Source organism: Microbacterium sp. EB106-03-03-XG65, assembly GCF_058791955.1.
The window spans coordinates 2,381,665-2,402,271 of the sequence record NZ_JBYTEB010000001.1 but is presented as its reverse complement, the minus strand read 5'-3'; the positions used below and the strand labels follow the sequence as shown (position 1 = coordinate 2,402,271).

Below are 20,607 nucleotides of genomic sequence, written 5' to 3'. Positions count from 1 at the left end.
CGCCGAGCAGCTGTTCATGCGCTGTTCCGTGTGCGTTCCCCAGCGCGGCCCGAGGTGGATACGGCGCGCGCGGGCACGCGTCGACAAGAGCGCTCAGGTGAGCTCGGCGAGGATCTCGGCGACGGCGTCCTCGACCGACGGCCGGTTCCGCTCCCTGTCCTCATCGACCAGGCCGATGCGCGTGCGTCGATCGAGGACGTCATCGGCGGTCATCGCGCCCTCGGCGCGCACGGCGAACTCGATGACGGCCCGGGACACCCGCCCGTGCTCCAGGGACTGGCCGTCCGACGTCGGCGGAGCGGAGTCCGTGAGCCGCAGGGATGCCGTGCGGCTGGGGCCGGTGACGAGTCCCGCAGCGTTCGTGGCGAGGTCGACGGCATCCTGCGCCATCCGCCGATAGGTCGTCAGCTTGCCGCCGAGCACGCTGACGATGCCGCGTTCGGAGACGCTCACGAGATGGCGGCGGGAGATGTCCGCCGTCGTCGCCGCGCCCGTGTCGACGAGCGGGCGAAGGCCGGCGAACGACCCCTTGACCTGCGCGCGGGTGATGGACGTGGACAGCACGCGGTTGAGGCTCGCGAGCAGGAACTGGATCTCGCCCTCGGTCGCCATCGGCACGCGCGGCACCGGTCCTGGAGCGTCCTCGTCGGTGAGTCCGACGATCACACGTCCGTGCTGCTGCGGCAGGGCGAATACGTAGCGGCTGATGGAGCCCTCATGGGGGATCGTCAGCGCGGCCGCCGGGGCACCGAGGTCGGCGGCGTCGAGCACGATATGGGTTCCGCGGCTGGGACGCACCGTGATCGACTCATCGAGACTGCCGGCCCATACGCCGGTGGCATTGACCACCGTCCGCGCCCGGATCTCGAGCCGCTCTCCCGTGACCGTGTCTTCCGCCGTCGCCCCGTCTGCGCGCAGATCGAGCGCCCGCACTCGCGTGAGGATGCGGGCGCCGTGGCTCGCCGCAGTTCGGGCGACCGCCACGACGAGCCGTGCGTCATCGATGAGCTGACCGTCGTACGAGAGCATCCCGCCGCGCAGCCCGTCGACGGAGAGGGAGGGGACGAGACGCAGTGCCGTCCGCGCGGAGACGAGACGGGGCGGGGGCAGGAAGCGCGTGGGCGTGCCTGCGCGCATCCGGAGCAGATCGCCCATCGCCATCCCGATCGTGCCGGCTGCACGCTGACGGGCGGTGATCCCGGTGGTGAAGGGCAGGAGCTGGGCGAGCGGGCCGATGAGGTGCGGGGCGACACGGGTCATGAGCAGGTGACGCTCGTACGCGCTCTCCTTGGCCGTCGCCACATCTCCGGTGGCGAGATACCGGAGTCCGCCGTGCACGAGCTTCGAGCTGAACCGACTGGTGCCGAACGCGAGGTCCTCGGCGTCGATGAGGGCGACGCTCAGGCCCCGCGAGGCGCCGTCGAGAGCGACGCCGACACCCGTGATGCCTCCGCCGACCACCAGCAGATCGACCGTATCGTCGCCGAGGCGTGCCAGCTCGGCGGCCCGACGCGCGACGTTGAGGTCGGGGGAGTGGGTGGTCACGGCCGGAGCAGCCCGTCGAGTGCCGCGCGCAGCTCGCGCTCCCACGATTCCTCGGAGATGAGCTCCGAGACCGTGCCATGCGAGAGCACGGCGGATTGTGCGATGAGCAGCAGCATGACGGCGATCTCGTCGGGATCGCCGCGGCGAACCGTTCCGCCAGGCTGCGCCGCACCGATCGACGTCGCGAGCCAGCCGAGGATCAGCCGCTGGCTCGACCCGACCCGCTGCAGCGTATACCGCGTGAAGGCCTCCGGCTCGTCGACGAGGAGCCGCCCGTACACGGCATCGGAGCGGAAGAGCGCGGAGAAGCGCAGGACGTCGTCGACCAGTTCGTGTCGGCTGGTCGGAGTGCGGGCGAACTGCTCGAGAATCACGGCGACCCTGCGCAGGAGCGCGGCGCGCACGACGTCGTCCGCGTCGATCCAGCTGCGATAGATCGTGGGCCGACTGTGGCCGGCGCGTCGCGCGATTTCGGCGATCGTCACACCCGTCACACCGCGGCGGGCGATGAGCGCGTCGGCGGCGTCGAGGATGCGGGACTGGGTGTGATCCCACTGGGGCGCGATGCCGATCGTCACATCCATGATCGCTTGACGTTCTTCCATGATGTGTCACACTGTAACGCATGAGCGCAGAGAACGGCAGAGTCGCCGTGAGGACGGAGATGCGATGGAACGGCTGGGGCGACCCGGCACGGGCCTCCGACCTTCCCCGCGCCGCACGGATGCTGCTGCCGTTGCTGCTGGGCCGAGTGCGCACGCCGGAGCCGGCGGTGGAACTCGCCGATGTGCGGCTCACGCCGACGTCTCTCCACGACGACGATCTGCGCGATCTGGTGGCTGCCGTCGGCGCCGCGCACGTCGACACCGGGAGCGAGGCGCGGATCCGTCATGCCGGTGGCCGTTCGACGCCCGACCTGCTCAAGCGACGCACTCGGGAGCAGGCCGCGCCGGATGCAGTCGTGCTGCCAGGCACCCACGACGAGGTCGTCGGTGTGCTGCGCGTGTGCGCCGAACGCGGTATCGCGGTGATCCCCTTCGGCGGCGGGACGAGCGTGGTCGGCGCTCTCGAGCCCGATCGGGGAACCCACCACGCCGTCGTCAGTCTGGATCTTCGCCGACTCTCGGGTCTCCTCCACCTCGATGAGGTCAGCGGGGAGGCCGGGTTCGGAGCCGGGACCACCGGTCCGGACGCCGAAGAGCTGCTCGCCGCGCAGGGCTTCGAGCTCGGCCACTACCCGCAGAGCTTCCGATACGCCACGATCGGAGGCTTCGCCGCTGCGCGCTCGTCCGGGCAGAACTCTGCGGGGCATGGCCGCTTCGATGCGATGGTCACGGGTCTCAGGGTCGCGACCCCTACCGGCGATGTCGACCTCGGTCGCTCACCGGGGTCGGCAGCCGGCCCCGATCTCATCCGGGTCTTCCTCGGATCAGAGGGCATCTTCGGCGTCATCACCGAGGTGCGGGTTCGTGTGCATCCGGTGCCACGTGAGCGCGTCTTCGAGGCCTGGAGCTTCGCCGACTTCTCCCGCGGCGTGGACGGCCTCCGCGCGGTGGCGCAGCGCGGTGGCGGTCCGACGGTCATCCGGCTGTCCGACGAAGCGGAGACCGCGGTCAACCTCGCTCAGGTCGGACGGATAGGCAAGGCGCTCACGAAGGGCGCGAGCATCGTGACCGTCTACGAGGGCGACGGCATCGCCGACCGCCGAGCGCGCACCTCGGAGATCCTGGCCGCGGCGGGCGGCACGTCCTCCGGGGAGGGACCTGCGGCAGGGTGGCTTGACACACGATTCGACGGTCCGTACCTGCGCGATTCGCTGCTCGACGCCGGGGTGTTCTGCGAGACGCTCGAAACCGCGACGAGGTGGTCGAACCTGCATCACCTGAGGTCGGAGATCACGACAGCGTTGCGAAGCGGTTTCGCCGGGCTCGGGGCGAAGCCGTACGTGATGTGCCACGTCTCGCACGTCTACCCCACCGGGGCATCGCTGTATTTCACGGTGCTCGCGAACCTGGGGTCCGATCCCCTCGGGGCGTGGTCCGAGGTCAAGGGACGGGTGAACGACGCGATCATCGCGGCGGGCGGAACGATCAGCCATCACCACGCCGTCGGTCGTGATCACGCTCCCTGGCTGGAGCAGGAGATCGGAGAGACGGGGGTGCGGATCCTGAGCGCCATCAAACGCGAGCTCGACCCGACCTGGATCCTCAACCCCGGGGCGGTCCTCTCCGCGGATCGGGCGCGGTGACGTGGGCGATCACATCGCCGTGCTGGTGAACCCGTTCGCGGGGAAGGGACGCGGCAAGCATGGCGCTGAGGCCGCACTCGGGCATCTGCGCACACGGGGCGCGGACGTTCGCGTGTACGTGGGGGAATCGGCCGCGTCGAGTCGCGAACTCGTCGCGCGGGCGCTCGACGAACGCCCGAGAGTGCTCATGGTCATCGGCGGCGACGGCACGCTGTCGGGCATCCTCGACCCCGTCTGCGCCGCGGGGGTACCCATCGCCCTGGTGCCGGCCGGCACGGGCAACGACCTCGCCAGAGCTCTCGGCCTGCCGCGCGGCGACCCGGCGGCCGCCGCCGACCTCGCTCTGACGGGCGTGCCTCGGACCATCGACGTCGGTGAAATTCGCGCAGCGGGTCGCGTCGGGTCTTTCCTGACCATCGCCGCGCTCGGCTTCGATGCGAAGGTGAGCGATCGGACGAACCGCCTGCGCTGGCCGCACGGAGTGCTGCGCTACTACCTGGCGCTCGTCGTGGAGCTCGTGCGTCTCCGGCCGATGGACTTCACGGTCGCGATCGACGGCGAGGCGCGTCGGCTGTTGCCAGGAACGCTCGTCGCGGTGGGGAACACCGAGAGCTACGGCGGGGGCATGCCCCTGTGCGCCGGTGCTGCGGCCGACGACGGAGTGCTCGACATCGTGCAGGTGGCGCCGCTGACCCGGCTCCGGCTGCTGCGGCTGTTCCCGCTGCTGCTGCGCGGCACCCATCTGACTCGACCGGAGGTGACCCATCGGCAGGCGCGGTCGGTGACCGTGAGCGCCCCCGGGCTCGTCGTGTACGCCGACGGCGAGCGGATGGGAGAGGACGAATGCACCATCGGGATCCGACGCGCGGCGCTGACCGTCCTCGTTCCCGCTGGACGAGGGGAGCAGGCATGAACGACACCCGGCGCGACCAGCCGCGCTTCGGTGCTCACGACGAGGACGTCGTTGTGATCGGGTCGGGGTTCGGCGGCTCGGTGGCCGCCCTGCGCCTCGCCGAGAAAGGCTATCGCGTTCGGGTGTACGAGGCAGGCCGTCGCTTCGAGGACCAGGATTTCGCGAAGACCAGCTGGGACGTCCGTCGCTACGTGTGGGCACCGAGGCTGGGATGCTTCGGCATCCAGCGCATCCATCGTCTTCCGCACGTGATGATCCTCGCCGGCGCGGGTGTCGGCGGCGGCTCCCTCAACTACGCCAACACCCTCTACCAGCCCGGCGCCGCGTTCTTCACGGATCCGCAGTGGAGTGCACTCGCGGACTGGGACGCCGAGCTGTCGACGCACTATGCGACCGCGAAGCGGATGCTCGGGGTGGTGGAGCATTATCCGCACACGGGTCCGGTAGAGCGCATCATGGCAGGAGCCGCAGCAGACCTCGGCGTCGGCAGCACGTTCCGCCACGCACCGGTCGGTGTCTGGCTCGGGATGCCGGGCGTGCGCACACCCGATCCCTTCTTCGGTGGGGAGGGCCCGGAGCGCACGGGGTGCACGCTGTGCGGCAACTGCATGGTCGGATGCCGAGTCGGGGCCAAGAACACCCTGATGAAGAACTACCTCGCGCTCGCTGAGAGGCGCGGCGTCGCGATCGAGCCACGGCGCACCGTCACGGAGGTGCGCGAACTCGCGGACGGCGGCTTCGCCGTGACGACGGAGCGCAGCGGTGCATGGCTGCGGCGGGAGCGCCGCACCGTGAAGGCACGTCAGGTGGTGCTGGCTGCGGGCACATGGGGGACTCAGCAGCTGCTGCACCGCATGAAGCGCTCGGGAGCGCTCCCCGGCGTCTCCGACTCCCTCGGGCGGCTCACGAGGACCAACTCGGAAGCCCTCGACGGCGCCGTGGCGGTCGACGTCCCCGCGTCGCTGGAGCTCGCGCACGGCGTCGCGATCACGACGTCCTTCCACATCGACGAGCGCACGCACGTCGAGAACGTGCGCTACGGAGCAGGCTCGAACCTGATGGGTGCTCTGGCGTCGATCATGGTTCCCGGGGATGTGCCGCTCGGTCGTCGACTGGGCGCTCTCGGCGCGAGGTTCCTGCGGGCGCCGATCCGTCAGCTGCGCCTGGGCTCTCTCCGGCGCTGGAGTGAACGCGGCATCATCGCGCTCGTCATGCAGACCGTCGACAACTCGCTCACGCTGTCGCTGCGTCGCCGATTCGGGCGCCTGGTCATGACGAGCTCTCAGGGGCATGGGGAGCCGAACCCGAGCTACCTGCCGCAGGCGCATCGCGCGGCCGCGGCCATAGCCGCACGTGTCGAGAGGGAGGGCGGCGTCCCCGCAGAGGCGCGGGGCTCGTGGCCGGAGGTCTTCGGCATCCCGCTCACCGCGCACTTCCTCGGCGGGGCCGTGATCTCGGCGTCGCCGGAGACCGGCGTCGTCGACCGCTTCCACCGGGTGTGGGGTCATCCGGGGCTGCACGTCGTCGACGGCGCAGCGGTGCCCGCGAATCCCGGGGTGAACCCGTCGTTGACGATCACGGCGCTGGCGGAGCGGGCGATGTCTTTCTGGCCGCGCTCCGGCGACGCCGACGAGCGTCCCGCGCAGCTCGCATGACGAAGGGGGCCGCGCGACGCGCGACCCCCTTCGAACGAGCCGATCAGCGGTGTTCGATGCCGCGGATCTGCGGGGTGTGGAACTCCCCGCCGAAAGCGCGCTCCGAGGCACCCTCACGGTCGAGGTAGGGCGAGGCCCCACCATCGATGAAGGGCCAGCCCGCGCCGAGGATGAGGCACAGGTCGATGTCCTCGACCTCGGGCACGACGCCCTCGTCGAGCATCAGCTTGATCTCGCTCGCCAGGCCGTCCTGCACGCGCTGCAGGATGGTCTCGGCCGAGGCCGGCGTCTTGCCGACGGCCGGCTTGAGCAGCTTCTCGGCCTGCTTCGTCCAGCCTGTGACGCGACCGCCCTTGTCCTTCTCGACGACCGCGTCGAGCTCCGCGAGCGCGTGGAAGTTCTCGTTCGCGTAGAAGCGGTCGGGGAACGCGTGCGCCATCGTGTCCTGCACGTGAGCGGCGACCTTCCATCCGACCAGATCGATCAGCTGGAAGGGCCCCATCGGCAGTCCGAGGGGCGCGAAGGCCTTCTCGACGTCCGTGATCGGGGTTCCCTCGTAGACCGCGCGAGCGGCCTCGCCCATGACCTTCGCCAGCAGGCGGTTCACGACGAAGCCCGGGGCGTCGGCGGTCAGGACCGCGTTCTTGCCGAGGTTCTTCGCGACGACGAACGCCGTCGAGAGCGCCGCTTCGGAGGTCGTCGGCGTCTTCACGATCTCGATCAGCGGCATCACCGCGACCGGGTTGAAGAAGTGGAAGCCGACGAGGCGCTCGGGGTGAGCGAGCTTCGCACCGATCTCCTCGACCGAGAGCGACGAGGTGTTGGTCGCGAGGATCGCGTCCTCGGCGATGATCTTCTCGATCTCGCCGAACACCTGCTGCTTGACGCCGACCTCTTCGAACACGGCCTCGATGACGAAGTCGCAGTCCGCATAGAGGCTCTTGTCGGTCGTGCCGGTCACGAGCGCGCGCAGCTTGTTCGCGGAGTCGGCATCCAGCCGGCCCTTGCTCTCGAGCTTGCCGATCTCTTCGTGGATGTATGCCACGCCCTTGTCGACGCGCGTCTGATCGAGGTCGGTGATCAGCACAGGCACCTGCAGCTTGCGCACGAACAGCAGTGCGAACTGGCTCGCCATGAGGCCGGCGCCGATGATGCCGACCTTGGTGACCTTCTTGGCGAGAGCCTTGTCGGGGGCGCCGACAGGACGCTTCGCGCGCTTCTGCACGAGGTCGAACGCATACATGGACGCCGCGAACTGATCACCCGTGACGAGGTCGGCCAGAGCCTCGTCCTCGCGGGCGAAGCCCTCGGCCTTGGTGCCGCTCTTCGCCTTGTCGAGCAGTTCCAACGCGGCATACGGCGACTTCGGCACGGTGCCGATCTTCGACTCGAGCATTCCGCGTGCCATCTTGATCGCGATCGGCCACTTGGTGAGCCGCTCGATCTTGCCGGGCTCGTTCTTGCGTTCGACCTTCTTGCCGCCGAGGACCGCGTCGGCCCAGGCGAGCGAGTTCTCGAGGAAGTTCGCCGCGGGGAAGATCGCGTCGACGATGCCCAGGTCGAACGCCTGCTGCGGCTTCAGCATCCGGTTCTGCTTCAGCGGGTTCGAAATGACGACCTCGAGGGCGTTCTCGATGCCGATCAGGTTCGGCAGCAGGTAGGCGCCGCCCCAGCCCGGGATGATGCCCAGGAAGACCTCCGGCAGCGCGATCGCGGCGGCGGACGCGTCGACCGTGCGATAGCTGGAGTTGAGGGCGATCTCGAGCCCGCCGCCGAGCGCGAGCCCGTTCACGAACGCGAACGAGGGAACGCCGAGCTCGCCGAACTTGCCGAGAACCTTGTGGCCGAGCTGCGCGATCAGGCGTGCGTTGTCGCGCGAGCCGACCTTGCTGATGTCGGACAGATCGGCGCCGGCGGCCAGGATGTACTGCTTGCCGGTGATGCCCACGGCCTGGATCTCTCCGGCGGCGGCGCGGGCGGCGAGGGCGTCGAGCGTGTCGCCGAGAGCGGTGAGCGTTGCCGGCCCCAGGGTGTTCGGACGCGTGTGGTCGCGCCCGTTGTCGAGCGTGATGAGCGCCAGTGTCTTGCCCGAGGCGAGGCGGATGTCACGCACGGGGGAGTGCGTGATCACCTCACCGTCGGTGAGGGCCTGGATGGGGGAGAAGTCGACGTTCGCGTACTGTTCGGAAATCGAGTGTGCCATCGGCGATTACTTCCTCTTCTTGCCGTTGAAGTGCGGGTTCTCCCAGATGACCGATCCGCCCTGGCCGAGACCGACGCACATCGCCGTCAGGCCGTAGCGCACGTCGGGACGCTCGGCGAACTGCGCCGCGAGCTGGATCATCAGACGCACACCGGATGCCGCGAGCGGGTGCCCGAGCGCGATGGCGCCGCCCCACTGGTTGACCCGGGGGTCGTCGTCGGCGATGCCGAAGTGGTCGAGCAGCGAGATGACCTGGATCGCGAAGGCCTCGTTCAGCTCGAACAGACCGATGTCGGCGATCGTGAGCCCGGCCTTCTTCAGCGCCTTCTCGGTCGAGGGGATCGGGCCGATGCCCATGATCTCGGGCTGGACGCCCGCGAATGCGAACGAGACCATGCGCATCTTCGGCGCGAGACCGAACTCCTTCACCGCACCGCCGCCGGCGAGCAGCGACATGGTCGCGCCGTCGGTGAGGGGCGACGAGGTGCCGGCGGTCACGCGACCGTGCGGTCGGAACGGCGTCTTGAGGGCCGCGAGGTCCTCCATGGTGGTCTGCGGACGACGACCTTCATCCTCCGTGGCGAGGCCCCAGGCGCCGTCGGCCGTCTTGGTGGCGACAGGGACGAGGTCAGGCTGGATCTTGCCGGCGTCGTACGCCGCCTGCACCTTGTGCTGGCTGAGCATGCCGAACCGGTCGGAGCGCTCCTTGGTGAGGTGCGGGAAGCGGTCGAAGATGCGCTCTGCCGTGACACCCATGTTCAGAGCGCCGGGGTCGACCATGCGCTCCGCGACGAACCGGGGGTTGGGATCCGCGTTGCCGCCGATCGGGTGATGGCCCATGTGCTCGACGCCACCGGCGAGGGCGAAGTCGTACATGCCGACGCCGATCGATGCGCCCATGGTCGTGACGCTGGTCATGGCGCCCGCGCACATGCGCTCGACCGCCAGACCGGGAACGGTCTGCGGAAGCCCGGCGAGGATCGCCACCGAGCGGCCGAGGGTGAGCCCCTGGTCTCCCGTCTGGCTGGTCGCGGCGATGGCCACGTCGTCGATGCGATCGGCCGGGACTGCGGCGTTCCGCTCCATCAGGCCGATGGTCGCCTTCACGGCGAGGTCATCTGCGCGGGTGTTCCAGTACATGCCCTTTTCGCCGGCGCGCCCGAAGGGGGTGCGCACTCCATCGACGAAGAAGACGTCCGAGATCTCGGCCACTCTGCCTCCAAGTTTGTGCGGTGGCCTCAGTCTATGGAGGCCCCGAAACCGGGAGGAATCGGTTGGATCGAACCTACGAAGCGGGGGTGGACGCCTCGTCAGGCGTTTGCGCCGCCTCTACAAAGGCATCGGCGATCTTCTGTGCAGTCTGTGCAATCTGCCAGGGCCGCGCGCCGAGCGCGGCGAGCGCCTCGGCGATCGCCTCCGGCGTGGTTCCGGGAAGATCCCAGGCGATGCGTCGCAGGTGATCGGGTGTCAGGAGGTTCTCCGTGGGCATCCCGAGTTCTTCAGCCGTCGCCTCGACCAGAGGGCGGGCGGCTTTGAGGCGCGCATCGGCTTCGGGGTTGCGGTCCGCCCAGGCGCGAGGGGGCGGAAGCGTGTCGCTGGGAACACGCTCGCGGGGAAGCTCTTCGGTCGTGCGGCCGTCGACCATGGCCTGCCACCAGCGATCCAGTTGAGTACGGCTCGCTCGTCCCTGGAACTCCTTGATTCCTGCAAGCGCCTGCTTGCTCTGAGGATTCGCCAGGACGGCGGCGACGAGTGATCGGTCGGGCACGAGGCGCCCGGGCGACACGTCCTGTTCCTGTGCGAACGATTCCCGGGCGCGCCAGAGCTCGCGCGCCACCGCGAGGTTGCGCGCCCCGCGCACCTGGTGCAGGCCGCTCAGGCGGCGCCAGGGGTCTTCCCGCGGGGGCTTGGGCAAGCGTGTCAGCGTCGCCGCGAACTCCTCCGCCGCGTACTCCGTCTTCCCCTGCTCTTCGAGCTCGAGCGTGAGGATCTCGTAGACGTCGATGAGGTGGAGCACGTCGAGAGCCGCGTACTCGAGCCATGCGGCGGGGAGGGGCCGAGTCGACCAGTCCGCAGCCGAGTGCTCCTTCTTGAGTGTGATTCCCAGGGTGCTCTCGACCACAGCCGCGAGTCCGACGCGCTCGTGACCGAGCAGACGTGAGGCGAGCTCGGTGTCGAAGATGGATCGTGGCAGCAGCTCGAGCTCACGCAGGGAAGGGAGATCCTGGCTGGCGGCGTGGAAGATCCACTCGACGTCGCCGATGGCTGCCTGCAGCGGGCTGAAGTCGCCGATCGCCGGCGGATCGAAGAGGAACACTCCGGCACCTCGCCGGAACACCTGAACCAGGTACGCCCGCTGTGAGTAGCGGAATCCGGATGCCCGCTCGACGTCGACGGCGACAGGGCCGGTGCCTGCGGCCAGCGCGGCGCATGCCGCATGGAACTCCGAGACGTCGGAGATCACGGAGTACTCAGTCACGTGTTGCCTTTCGCGCGCCGATCACGGCGATGCCCTCGGATCCCGGCGGAAGGCCCGCCAGCATCCCCACCAGTTCAGCCCATGCCTCGACGTGAGGTCGGAAGGGGCCGGAAGGCGTCCAGGACGCCCTCAATTCTATCTGCGCTCCGTCGCCTTCCTCCGCGAGCCCGCCGAAGCCCTTCGAGAGCGTCTTGGTCGAGGTTCCGGAGGGCGCGTCGTATGCGGCGCCGCGGGAGTCGAGCGCGTCGACGAGCCACGACCACGTGACGTCCGCGAGAAGCGGGTCGGTGCCGATCTCGGTCTCCAGCGGCGCCTGCGCGAAGATCACGATCCGCCACGCCCCTCCCCAGGCCGAAGGAGCCTCGGGGTCGTGCAGAAGCACGAAGCGACCGGTGCCGTAGACCGACTCGCCCCCGTCATCGGGACGGACATCGGCAGCCAGCGCCAGAGCGTACGGCGCGAGGCCCTGAGGGGTGGAGATCTCTCGGACCGTGAGGTCGGGACGGAACGCTGTGTCACGGAGTTCGGCTACAGCGGCGTCGAAGATCGTCCCGGCATCGGGGTATGCGGTCACGGCAACAGGCTAGAGTCAGGAGGCGATGAAGAGTCTCAGGCACGCCGTTGCACTCGTTGTCCCCGCATTGATCGCCCTCGGCGGGGCGATGGCTCTGCTCGTGATCAGCGTGGCGCGGCGAGTGGTCCGCCCGGCCGCACGCCCGGCGGACGTCGAGATCATCGCCGTCGACACCGGTGCTCAGACGATCGAGCTCAGCCGCACGCCGGATACCGAGCTCCCCGGTCGCTACGGACTGTTCACCACCGGCACCCACGGATACGTCAAGCTCGGCGCGGTGCTCGCAGCCGACTCGTCGACGGTGCGGCGGAAGCTCCTCACCCAGATCGAGACCGGCGCTCGCGTGGACCGATCGGCGGCGTTCAGCGGCTGGTATTACACGTCGCCGAGCGAGCTCCACCTGCGCTGGGAGAACGTCCTCATCGGATCGCCCGCCGGGCCATGCCCTGCATGGTTCTTCCCCGCGGAGTCGAGCACGTGGGTGATCCAGGTGCATGGTCGTGGTGTGACACGAGCGGAGTGCCTGCGGGCCGTGCCGGTGCTGCACGCCGCCGGGCTCCCCAACCTCGTCGTGTCGTATCGGAACGACGGGGAGGCCCCGCGCAGCCGCCATGGCGGCTATGCGCTGGGAGCAGCGGAATGGCGCGATGTCGACGCGGCGATCTCGTACGCGCTGCGCCGGGGAGCCGAACGCGTGGTGCTGCTGGGCTGGTCGATGGGCGGCGCCGTGGCCCTGCAGACAGCATTGAACTCCGGCAATCGGGAACGAGTGGCGGGGCTGATACTCGAGTCGCCGGTGGTCGACTGGCGCTCTGTGTTGCGCTTCCAGGCGAGGAAAGCCGGAATGAGGGCGCCTCTTCCCGACCTCGCGATGAGCGCCCTCTCGGTCCCGCTGACGGCGCGTCTCAGCGGCGCCGACGAGGCGATTCCGTTCGACCGACTCGACGTCGTCGCCCGCGCCGCCGAACTCGATCTGCCGATCCTGATCCTGCACAGCGATGACGACGGCTTCGTTCCTGCAGATGCATCTCATGCTCTGCAGAGAGAGCGACCCGACATCGTCACGATGCCTCGGTTCTCGGTCGCGCGGCACACCAAGCTGTGGAACTACGACCAGATGGGATGGACCGCGGCGATCACCGACTGGCTGCGCGACCGGGGCCTCAGCGCTTCTGCCTGACCTGCTTCTTCGCGCGCATGAGCATTCCGGTCATCCCGCCGATCCGCAACGGCGACACCGCCTTGGTGAGACCGATCGACTGCGGGTAGTCGTCGGGGATGGCCAGCACCTCGTCGGCGGTGAGGCCGGTGATGCCCTGCACGAGGATGCTCGCGAAACCACGGGTCGTCGGGGCTTCCGGCGGGGCGGTCGCATGCATGGTGACGATCCCGTCGTTCACCTCGACGTAGATGTAGACGGGGGACTGGCACTCGGCCACGCGCTCGCACATCTCGGGGTGGTTCGCGACCTCCTCCGAGACCTCGGGCAGCTCGTCCGAGTACTCCAGAAGGAGCAGCAGACGATCTGCCTCAGGGGTCTCGAGGAATCCGTCGCGGATCTCGGCGAGGGTGTCAGGAACTTCGCTCGTGCTCATCCCTGTCATTGTCACACGTCAGAGCGAACCGGGCTCCGTGCCGGTCACGATCGGGACGCGCACCGCGCTGCCCCACTCGGTCCATGAGCCGTCGTAGTTGCGCACGTTCTCGAAGCCGAGGAGGTGCTTGAGCACGAACCACGTGTGGCTGGAGCGCTCTCCGATGCGGCAGTAGGCGACGACGTCATCGCCGTCGGCGAGGCCCGCGCCGTCGCGGTAGATGGCGTCGAGCTCGGCACGCGACTTGAAGCCGCCGTCCTCCGCCACGGCCTTCGCCCACGGCACGCTCTGCGCGGTCGGGATGTGTCCGGCACGCAACGTGCCCTCCTCAGGGTAGGCGGGCGCCGTGGTGCGCTCTCCGCTGTACTCCTCGGGGGAGCGCACGTCGATCAGGGGGCTGCCGATGTGGGCGAGGACATCCTCCTTGTAGGCGCGGATGGTCGAGTCGTCGCGCTCGACGACGGGGTACTCCGTCGGCGTGATCTGCGGTGCCTCGCGGGTGATCTCGCGGCCCTCTGCGATCCAGCGATCGCGGCCGCCGTCGAGCAGCCGGACGTCGTCGTGTCCGAACAGCGAGAAGACCCACAGCGCGTACGCCGCCCACCAGTTGTTCTTGTCGCCGTAGATGACGACCGTGTCGTCCCGGGAGATGCCCTTGCTGCTGAGCAGCTTCGCGAATCCTTCGCCGTCGACGTAGTCGCGAACGACGGGATCGTTGAGTTCGGTGTGCCAGTCGACCTTCACGGCTCCCGGAATGTGACCCGTCTCGTAGAGCAGCACGTCCTCATCGGATTCGACCACCACGAGGCCGGGCTGACCGAGACGCTGCGCGAGCCACTCGGTGGTGACGAGACGGCCGGGCTCGGCGTATTCGGCGAACTTCGGTGATGACGTGTCGAACTCGATGGCCACAGGGATCTCCTCAGACGGTGAGCGGCGATGATGCCGGGTGCGGACGGCGTAGTGTGTATCCGTCACTTCGACGATAGATCCACGCCGAGCGCACTGCACCCGATTCGTAAGACTTCGACACAGGTGCGCACCCGATACAGGACCGTGATGACCGACACGCCCACCCGCACGGGCATCGTGCACCTCACCGATCGACAGCCGACCGTCACCGGCCCCGAGATGCTCGCAAGCCTCGTGCCGCCGCCGCAGTTCGACGGTGCGACGTTCGAAAGCTACCGCGCGGATCCGGAGTACCCGTCGCAGGAGGAGGCGAAGGAGACGCTGATCCGCTTCGCGGGTCGCGGCGCCCCGGCCAAGCGTGGCGGGTTCTTCAGCCGCGCGAAGAAAGAGCCCGAGGTGAAGCCGGGCGTCTACCTCGACGGCGGCTTCGGAGTCGGCAAGACGCACCTCCTGGCATCGATCTATCACGCCATGCCGGCACGCCGGAAGTACTTCGGCTCGTTCATCGAGTACACCGCCCTCGTCGGCGCGCTCGGTTACAAGAACACGGTCGACCTGCTCAAGGGGGCAGATCTGCTCTGCATCGATGAGTTCGAACTCGACGACCCGGGCGACACGATGGTCATGACCCGCCTGCTCGGCGAGCTCGTGCCGACGGGAACGAAGCTCGCGGCGACGTCGAACACCCCGCCGAACGCCTTGGGAGAGGGGCGCTTCGCCGCGCAGGACTTCCTCCGTGAGATCCACGCGATGTCCGACAGCTTCCAGACGCTCCGGATCGATGGCGTCGACTTCCGCCAGCGCGCGCTCGACGGGCACGCCGTGGTGAGCGACGAGGACACGTACGCGGCTGCGGTCGACGCGGAGGCCGCCGCGGGAACCGTCTCCGACGACGTCTTCGGGGACGTGATCCGCCATCTGGCCCGAGTGCACCCGTCGCGCTACCTCCGGGTCATCTCCGGACTCGGTCTCGTGGGGCTTCGTGATGTCCACACCCTGACGGACCAATCCGAGGCGCTGCGATTCGTCGCCTTCGTCGACCGCGTGTACGACGCGCAGATCCCGATCGTCGCGACGGGGGTGAGCCTCGACCAGGTCTTCGCCGACGAGATGCTGGGCGGGGGCTACCGCAAGAAGTATCTGCGAGCTATCTCCAGACTCAATGCACTCACACACGCGGATCGCAGCGTCGCGTAACGCGATGTTCACACGGGGGCTGCCCCTGTAACACCCCGGCAACAAACTTCACGCATTCCGGAAATCGGGCCTCGTCACACTGAAGCTCTCAGTTCCCGAATGTGAGGTTTGACTATGGATGCTCCAGGCAACATCTCCTGGGCGATCACCGCGACCGCCCTCGTACTGCTCATGACGCCCGGCGTCGCCTTCTTCTACGGCGGCCTCGTGAAGGCCAAGAGCGTCGTCAGCATGATGATGATGAGCTTCGGCTCGATCGGACTCGTGGCGGTGCTCTGGATCCTCTTCGGATTCTCGATGAGCGCCGTCGACAGTCCCACCGCCTTCGCAGGCAACCCCTTCGCCGACATCGGCCTCTCCTCCCTCGCCGAGGGTGAAGGCTCGAATGTGGCGCTTCTCGGAGTCGCCTACGGTGCGACCTTCGCGATCATCACGGTCGCACTCATCTCGGGTGCGATCGCCGACCGTGCCAAGTTCGGCAGCTGGCTCATCTTCGCCGGTGTGTTCGCCACCGTCGGCTACTTCCCGGTCGCTGCCTGGGTCTGGGGCGGCGGTTGGATCATGAACCTCGGCACGACCCTGTTCGGTGAGGACAGCGGTATCGGTGTCATCGACTACGCCGGTGGAACCGCCGTGCACATCAACGCCGGCGCCGCAGCACTCGCTCTCGCCCTGGTGCTCGGAAAGCGCATCGGGTTCCAGAAGGGCATCCTGAAGCCGCACAACGTGCCGCTGACTCTTCTCGGTGCCGCACTCCTGTGGTTCGGGTGGTTCGGCTTCAACGCCGGTGCCGAGTGGCTGGCTGAGGACATGGGCGGTGTCGGACTCATCGGTCTGAACACGCTGGGTGCGACGGCCGCCGCGATCCTCGGATGGATCCTGATCGAGAAGATCAAGGACGGCAAGCCCACCTCCGTCGGCGCGGCATCGGGTGCCGTCGCCGGTCTCGTCGCCATCACCCCCGCCTGCGCCAACCTGACCCCGGGCTGGTCGCTGCTGCTGGGTGCCGTGGCCGGTATCGTCTGCGCACTCGCCGTCGAGATGAAGTTCCGTCTCGGGTTCGACGACTCCCTCGACGTGGTCGGCATCCACCTCGTCGGTGGCCTGATCGGCACGCTGTACCTCGGCTTCTTCGCCACCGGCACCGGACTGCTCGTCGGTGGAGACGCCCGTCAGCTCGCGGTCCAGGCGATCGCCGCCCTCGGTGTGCTGATCTACTCGTTCGTGGTCGCCTTCATCATCGGCTTCGCGATCGAGAAGACGATCGGCTTCCGCGTCACCAACGAGGACGAGATCGCCGGTGTCGACCAGGTCGTCCACGGCGAGGAGGGCTACGCACTCGCCGACGCATGACATGCCGTTAGGGTGACCGTGTGGCTAAGAGCAACGGCATCCTGACAAGACTCGCGGAGATCCTCCTCACAGCATTGGGATCTGACCGGGCGTCTCAGACGACACCACGTCCGAGGCGCCCGGACGCGCGTCTGCGCACCTCCGACGAGGTGCGCGCCTCGCCGTCGGCGGCGGGCACGGGCCGAGGCACAGGCGCAGGAACAGGCACGGTGCGCATCGATCCGGACCGCATCGATGACCTGCGCATCGGATACGCGCCGGACCGGGATGGTGCTCCCGACGCCGGCGAGATCGTCTGGACGTGGGTTCCGTACGAAGAGGGCGACGGCCGAGGCAAGGACCGCCCCGTGCTCGTGGTGGGGAGGCAGTCCGCAGACCGGGTGTACGCGGTGCGGATGACCAGCAAGGCGCACGATCGGGATCGGGACTACCTCTCGATCGGCTCGGGTTCCTGGGACTCGCAGCGACGCGAGTCATGGGTGGATGTCGAGCAGCTGTACAGCGTGCATGTGACGGGGCTGCGACGGGAGGCCGCCGTGCTCGAACGTCCGCGCTACGACCGGGTGGCTGCGGCTCTCGCTGCGCGCTACGGCTGGGCCAGGGACTGATCGACGGCGGTCGCCGACAGACGACGCGCGGGCCGCAGCCTGCTCAGGCCCCAGACCAGGGCCGCTGACGCCAGCAGCACGAGCAACAGCGCGGCCACTGTCGCACCGAGCGCGACGAGCCCTCTCTGCGGCAGCAGGAATCCGTAGGGCACCCACCCGTCCGTCGCGCCGCGGGTCAGGACGACGGTCAGCCAGACCACCGGGTAGGGCAGGACGACCCACAGACGCGCCCATGGCTGCGGTGCGCGGTCCGGCACGAACGCCCAGTCGATCGACACAAGCACGGGCAGCACGAGATGCAGAGTCACGCTGACCCAGACCGGCGCGCTGCCTGTGCCCGGGACGACAAGGTTGTACACCAGGGCCACGACGAGCATCGATGCGACGGATGCGCCGCGGGCGGTGTCGAGCCAGCCGGGCGCGCGGCGTCTGATCAGGCCGCACACGCCGCTCGCGATGAGTATGAACGCGGTGAGCAGGCTGGTCAGGTTCGTGAAGTAGCCGAGGTAGTCGAAGAGGCTCGCACCACGCAGCGGGATGCCGATCGCATAGGTGTACCCGAGGATGCCGATCACCGCGACTCCGCCGGAGACACGGAGCAGGGCGACGGAGGCAGGTGGGGCGGAGACAGGTGGGGCGGAGGCCATTCGATCAGCGTAGGAGCACCGATCGCGCAATCCGATTCCTCGACCGCTGCGAACCAACTGTGAGTCGCAGCACGCGACGACACCACAGGAGGAATCATGCGTTTCATCCCCACCAAGGTCCACGGAATTCTCGACTACGTCGTCGGAGTCGCATTGATCGCTGCTCCGTGGCTGTTCGGCTTCGCAGGCATGGGCGGACCCGCCGTCATCATCCCGATCGTCCTGGGCGTCGGGCTCATCGTGTACAGCCTGTTCACCAAGTACGAATGGGGCCCCTTCGGCTTCATCCCGATGCCCGTTCACCTCGTGTTCGACATCGTCGCAAGCCTGTTCCTGGCGCTCTCGCCGTGGATCTTCGGCTTCTCGAACGAGGCACCGAACGTCTGGGTCCCGCACGTGGTCGTGGGCGTCGCCGTGATCATCGTCGTGATCTTCTCCCAGCCGCAGCCCGCGAAGGTCAAGGCCTCGGCACGCGCCTGACGACAAAGACCCTGAGGCCCCGCACGGTATCGGTCCCGTGCGGGGCCTCAGTCCTGTTCCCGACAGGATGACGTCACATCCCGAAACCCTGTGCGATCCACTGGGCGTGCAGCTGCCACGGGTCGGGCACGGTCTGCAGACCCCTGATGTGCGCGCGCAGCTGCGGTGTGAGCGTGAACCACTCGCCTCCTTCTCGTACGGCGGCGAACTCGCGATGACGTGCCTGTTCGACTTCGCGGCCACCGCGCTCGAAGGCGAGCAGCTCGTCATGACGGATGCTCGACAGCCTCTGGCGAGGACGTCGACTGGTGCCGATCTTGACGCGGCGATCGTAGCGAAGATAGTAGACCACCTCGATGACGGGCCGAGGGAGGTCGTCGTCCGGCACATCACCGACGCACCACCCGCACCAGGCGCACACGAGCCTTCCGGTCACGCGGCGCGCGTCGATCCGGCCGCAGAGCAGGCACGGATCGGGGAGGGTCGGGCTGGTCACCTGATGAGGCTAGCGACCCCCACGGACACCCGCGTCGGAAAGAGACGGCCCATGGTCGTGGCCATGACTGGTGAGGCCGTAGAACGCCGGGAGGAGAAGGAAGACCACCGAGGCGACCAGGGTATGCACGAGGACCCCCGCGAGATAGGTCGGCCACTCGGCGAGCAGCGCGGGAAGGAGCCCGCCCGGTTCGGTCTTCGGCGGACGGAGATCGAGGACGAGGAGGGTGATGACGATGGCGATGATGGCGTCGCTGAACGCGACCGCGCGGGCCGGGTCAGATCGGACGGCCGAACTCCTCGGAGTGCCGCCGTGGGAATCGCCATCTGTCGCCATCGCCTCACCCTTCATCCCTCTGTCGCGGTTCAGTCGGCGGACTGTCGCGCGGCGAGGAGATCCTCCGAGCGTCCGAGCTTCCCCGAGGCCCCGGATACGTCTGGGTGGCCGGAGAGACCAAGGCGACGCGTGGCGTACGGAAACACCTGCGACAGGGAGTGGCAGATCGATCGTCGACACCTCGACGGGCTCGAGGAGGCTCAGGGTCAGCTCCTCGGCATGCAGCCGCGGAGTGGGCACCAGGTAGGGAGTCGCCTCAAGGCGTTCCAATACCACTCGCACGACTTCGGGGATCGCCACCGCAGTGGTGCTCGGCGCAATCGACGGCAGCCCCGCGTCGATGAACGTGCAGCGGAAGGTGGTGCCGGCGGCGCCGATCACGCGATGCTCGGTTCCCGCGGGGATCCACAGGCCGAGTGATCCGGGAATGGCGAAGTAGCCGTCCGCAGTCTCGGCGGTCAGTGTGCCGCGCGTGGCCCAGAGAAGCTCGTGTCGGTCTGCATGCGAATGGCGTTCCCACTCGACGTGCTCGGCGAGATCGAAGGAGTTCGTATCGATGCGCCAGATGATCGGTTCAGGATCGGGTTCGATCAGCGACATCGTCGGCTCACCAATCGTCTCTCCGGCAGGTTAGGTAAACCTTACCAGAAGCGAGGTGTGCGGCTCGTGACGCGATGGATTGACCGAACAGAGTACGCCTGTGGGTGGTGGGGCGCTACGGGATGGTGCGCCGACGATCTCAGGCGTACGGTGCGGCCAGAGCACGCGCTGGACGAGTTCATGGGGAACCTCGCCGCGACGTGGCTCCGGTAGAGGGGTTCTCGCGCCGGTAGCGATCCGCCCGTCGCGCGAGGACCTCTCCGCTGTGACGAGGCGCGGAACTGCTGGGCCCGATGCAGCGCTGGCGCTGCAAGATCAGGTGGCTATGTGGTGGGCGATACCGGACTCGAACCGATGACCTCTTCCGTGTGAAGGAAGCGCGCTACCAACTGCGCCAATCGCCCATACCTGCGGGGTACGTCAACCGATACTACCCGACCGTCGGAGCCCGAGTTGACCATCGGGGGAGACACGCGCGAGATTCGGTTCCGGTTTGGACAGTCGCCCATCATCGGCTAATGTTTCATAAGTGCCCGGGACAACAACCGGGAACAACGCGGATGTAGCGCAGTTGGTAGCGCACAACCTTGCCAAGGTTGGGGTCGCGAGTTCGAGTCTCGTCATCCGCTCAAGTGCAGGGGCCTTCTTCGGAGGGCCTTCCGCACGTGGGGTCAATCCACACGGTGGCGTGGCCGAGCGGCTAGGCACCGGCCTGCAAAGCCGTTTACACGGGTTCGAATCCCGTCGCCACCTCTCAAAAACTGAA

The 20,607-nt window shown here is 68.2% G+C and carries 19 protein-coding genes and 3 tRNA genes; 10 read left to right on the top strand and 12 right to left on the bottom strand.

Annotation, left to right across the window (positions count from 1 at the left end; translation table 11 throughout):
- Positions 1 to 93 precede the first annotated feature (93 nt).
- The gene (locus tag AC3WS6_RS11275; protein WP_492501103.1) at positions 94 to 1,545 is read right to left on the bottom strand and encodes a glycerol-3-phosphate dehydrogenase/oxidase; all 1,452 of its coding nucleotides are present in this window, start codon (positions 1,543 to 1,545) and stop codon (positions 94 to 96) included.
- Positions 1,542 to 2,150, bottom strand: coding sequence for a TetR/AcrR family transcriptional regulator (locus tag AC3WS6_RS11270; RefSeq protein ID WP_492501102.1), 609 nt, complete (start codon positions 2,148 to 2,150; stop codon positions 1,542 to 1,544). Before AC3WS6_RS11270 ends, AC3WS6_RS11275 begins: the two co-directional genes overlap by 4 nt.
- Positions 2,151 to 2,170: 20 nt before the next feature.
- On the opposite strand from AC3WS6_RS11270, the gene AC3WS6_RS11265 reads away from it, so the two are divergent.
- The 3 genes from AC3WS6_RS11265 to AC3WS6_RS11255 are packed head-to-tail and all read left to right on the top strand — an operon-like array spanning position 2,171 to position 6,361.
- Positions 2,171 to 3,793 (top strand): FAD-binding oxidoreductase, encoded by a 1,623-nt coding sequence (locus AC3WS6_RS11265; RefSeq protein ID WP_492501101.1) that lies wholly within the window; start codon positions 2,171 to 2,173, stop codon positions 3,791 to 3,793.
- Position 3,794: 1 nt separating this feature from the next.
- Positions 3,795 to 4,706, top strand: coding sequence for a YegS/Rv2252/BmrU family lipid kinase (locus AC3WS6_RS11260; RefSeq protein WP_492501100.1), 912 nt, complete (start codon positions 3,795 to 3,797; stop codon positions 4,704 to 4,706).
- Positions 4,703 to 6,361: a GMC oxidoreductase gene (locus AC3WS6_RS11255; protein ID WP_492501099.1), complete on the top strand. Its 1,659-nt coding sequence runs from the start codon at positions 4,703 to 4,705 to the stop codon at positions 6,359 to 6,361. The genes AC3WS6_RS11260 and AC3WS6_RS11255 overlap by 4 nt, the downstream gene beginning before the upstream one ends.
- Positions 6,362 to 6,404: 43 nt before the next feature.
- Here AC3WS6_RS11255 and AC3WS6_RS11250 read toward each other — a convergent pair whose 3' ends face one another.
- The 4 genes from AC3WS6_RS11250 to AC3WS6_RS11235 all read right to left on the bottom strand — a co-directional run bounded on the left by AC3WS6_RS11250 (position 6,405) and on the right by AC3WS6_RS11235 (position 11,617).
- A complete protein-coding gene (locus tag AC3WS6_RS11250) occupies positions 6,405 to 8,564 on the bottom strand; it encodes a 3-hydroxyacyl-CoA dehydrogenase NAD-binding domain-containing protein (protein WP_492501098.1) in 2,160 nt (719 codons plus the stop codon).
- Positions 8,565 to 8,570: 6 nt separating this feature from the next.
- Positions 8,571 to 9,776 (bottom strand): thiolase family protein, encoded by a 1,206-nt coding sequence (locus tag AC3WS6_RS11245; protein WP_492501097.1) that lies wholly within the window; start codon positions 9,774 to 9,776, stop codon positions 8,571 to 8,573.
- Positions 9,777 to 9,849: 73 nt separating this feature from the next.
- On the bottom strand, positions 9,850 to 11,043 hold the full coding sequence (locus tag AC3WS6_RS11240) for a ribonuclease D (RefSeq protein ID WP_492501096.1): 1,194 nt from the start codon (positions 11,041 to 11,043) through the stop codon (positions 9,850 to 9,852).
- Positions 11,036 to 11,617 (bottom strand): DUF3000 family protein, encoded by a 582-nt coding sequence (locus tag AC3WS6_RS11235; RefSeq protein ID WP_492501095.1) that lies wholly within the window; start codon positions 11,615 to 11,617, stop codon positions 11,036 to 11,038. Before AC3WS6_RS11235 ends, AC3WS6_RS11240 begins: the two co-directional genes overlap by 8 nt.
- A gap of 25 nt (positions 11,618 to 11,642) precedes the next feature.
- Here AC3WS6_RS11235 and AC3WS6_RS11230 point away from each other — a divergent pair, with 25 nt between their 5' ends.
- Complete coding sequence (locus AC3WS6_RS11230; protein ID WP_492501094.1) at positions 11,643 to 12,797, top strand: alpha/beta hydrolase; 1,155 nt, start codon at positions 11,643 to 11,645, stop codon at positions 12,795 to 12,797.
- Here AC3WS6_RS11230 and AC3WS6_RS11225 read toward each other — a convergent pair.
- A complete protein-coding gene (locus AC3WS6_RS11225; RefSeq protein WP_492501093.1) occupies positions 12,781 to 13,212 on the bottom strand; it encodes a SufE family protein in 432 nt (143 codons plus the stop codon). The genes AC3WS6_RS11230 and AC3WS6_RS11225 overlap by 17 nt on opposite strands.
- Positions 13,213 to 13,230: 18 nt before the next feature.
- Positions 13,231 to 14,124 (bottom strand): sulfurtransferase, encoded by an 894-nt coding sequence (locus AC3WS6_RS11220; RefSeq protein ID WP_492501092.1) that lies wholly within the window; start codon positions 14,122 to 14,124, stop codon positions 13,231 to 13,233.
- Positions 14,125 to 14,271: 147 nt separating this feature from the next.
- On the opposite strand from AC3WS6_RS11220, the gene zapE reads away from it, so the two are divergent.
- The 3 genes from zapE to AC3WS6_RS11205 all read left to right on the top strand — a co-directional run bounded on the left by zapE (position 14,272) and on the right by AC3WS6_RS11205 (position 17,282).
- Complete coding sequence (zapE, locus tag AC3WS6_RS11215) at positions 14,272 to 15,321, top strand: cell division protein ZapE (protein WP_492501091.1); 1,050 nt, start codon at positions 14,272 to 14,274, stop codon at positions 15,319 to 15,321.
- A 114-nt stretch (positions 15,322 to 15,435) separates the two neighbouring features.
- Entirely contained in the window at positions 15,436 to 16,674 is a 1,239-nt protein-coding gene (locus AC3WS6_RS11210) for an ammonium transporter (RefSeq protein ID WP_492501090.1), read from the top strand.
- Between the two features lie 20 nt (positions 16,675 to 16,694).
- A complete protein-coding gene (locus tag AC3WS6_RS11205; protein WP_492501088.1) occupies positions 16,695 to 17,282 on the top strand; it encodes a type II toxin-antitoxin system PemK/MazF family toxin in 588 nt (195 codons plus the stop codon).
- Here the strand turns inward: AC3WS6_RS11205 and AC3WS6_RS11200 are convergent.
- On the bottom strand, positions 17,261 to 17,929 hold the full coding sequence (locus AC3WS6_RS11200) for a Pr6Pr family membrane protein (RefSeq protein WP_492501087.1): 669 nt from the start codon (positions 17,927 to 17,929) through the stop codon (positions 17,261 to 17,263). The two genes, AC3WS6_RS11205 and AC3WS6_RS11200, sit on opposite strands and share 22 nt — an antisense overlap.
- A 96-nt stretch (positions 17,930 to 18,025) precedes the next feature.
- On the opposite strand from AC3WS6_RS11200, the gene AC3WS6_RS11195 reads away from it, so the two are divergent.
- Positions 18,026 to 18,409 carry an SPW repeat domain-containing protein gene (locus AC3WS6_RS11195; RefSeq protein ID WP_492501086.1) on the top strand — a complete coding sequence of 128 codons (384 nt, stop codon included), beginning with the start codon at positions 18,026 to 18,028 and terminating at the stop codon, positions 18,407 to 18,409.
- Positions 18,410 to 18,482: 73 nt separating this feature from the next.
- Here the strand turns inward: AC3WS6_RS11195 and AC3WS6_RS11190 are convergent, their stop codons facing one another.
- From AC3WS6_RS11190 to AC3WS6_RS11180, 3 genes are all read right to left on the bottom strand, one after another.
- Positions 18,483 to 18,905: a GIY-YIG nuclease family protein gene (locus tag AC3WS6_RS11190; protein ID WP_492501085.1), complete on the bottom strand. Its 423-nt coding sequence runs from the start codon at positions 18,903 to 18,905 to the stop codon at positions 18,483 to 18,485.
- A gap of 9 nt (positions 18,906 to 18,914) precedes the next feature.
- Positions 18,915 to 19,841, bottom strand: coding sequence for a TMEM175 family protein (locus AC3WS6_RS11185; RefSeq protein ID WP_492501084.1), 927 nt, complete (start codon positions 19,839 to 19,841; stop codon positions 18,915 to 18,917).
- A gap of 328 nt (positions 19,842 to 20,169) precedes the next feature.
- A tRNA-Val gene (locus tag AC3WS6_RS11180) sits at positions 20,170 to 20,245 on the bottom strand.
- A gap of 152 nt (positions 20,246 to 20,397) precedes the next feature.
- Between AC3WS6_RS11180 and AC3WS6_RS11175 the strand changes: the two genes are divergently transcribed.
- Positions 20,398 to 20,470, top strand: a tRNA-Gly gene (locus AC3WS6_RS11175).
- Positions 20,471 to 20,523: 53 nt separating this feature from the next.
- Positions 20,524 to 20,594, top strand: a tRNA-Cys gene (locus tag AC3WS6_RS11170).
- Positions 20,595 to 20,607: the final 13 nt, after the last annotated feature.